Here is a 757-nt window from a genome sequence, read left to right on the forward strand (position 1 = left end):
CAAGCCCGTCAGCTACAAGCGCCATCGCTTCCCACCAGAGATCATCGCCCATGCGGTCTGGTTGTACTTCCGGTTTCCTCTGAGCCTTCGGCTGGTTGAGGAGATGCTGCTCGAGCGGGGAATTGTCGTCTCCTATGAGACCGTTCGCCGGTGGGCGCTGAAGTTCGGGCCAGACTACGCCCGCCGCCTCAGGCGTAAAACGCCAAGCCGCCGCGACATCTGGCACTTGGATGAGGTTGTGGTCACGATTTCTGGCAAGAAGCACTGGCTGTGGCGAGCCGTGGATCAGGACGGCTATGTGCTCGATGAGATCGTCCAGGATCGACGAGACACCAAGGCCGCCAAACGCTTGCTGAAGCGTCTCTTGCGCAAGCAGGGCTGTCTACCCAGGAGGATGATCACCGATAAGCTCGGCTCCTACGCTGCTGCCCGACGTCAGATCATCCCAGACGTCGAACACCGCTCGCACAAAGGGCTCAACAATCGGGCAGAGAATTCGCATCTGCCGTTCCGTCGACGAGAGCGGGTGATGCAAGGCTTTCGATCGCCCAGGTATCTGCAGCGGTTCGTCAGCGTGTTCTCTGCCGTCCGCAACCTTTTCGTTCCATCTCGCTCCAGCCGCTCCGCCCCCGCCATCCGCTTGCACCGCCTCAATGCGATGGCGGAATGGAGAGTTATCGCCAACATTGCTGCTTGAGCCTGCCCAGGGGCCAAATCGGTCTTACTGCAACTGGCGGTAAATAACGTGACAACGCCC

Annotated in this window: 1 protein-coding gene; it reads left to right on the top strand. The window is 60.0% G+C overall.

Annotated elements, in window-relative coordinates:
- A partial coding sequence (locus tag JKG68_RS32740; RefSeq protein WP_202066641.1) for an IS6 family transposase occupies positions 1 to 697 on the top strand: 697 nt, incomplete at its 5' end.
- Between the last annotated feature and the right edge of the window lie 60 nt (positions 698 to 757).

This window comes from Microvirga aerilata, assembly GCF_016743775.1.
In the GTDB taxonomy this organism is placed as follows: domain Bacteria; phylum Pseudomonadota; class Alphaproteobacteria; order Rhizobiales; family Beijerinckiaceae; genus Microvirga; species Microvirga aerilata.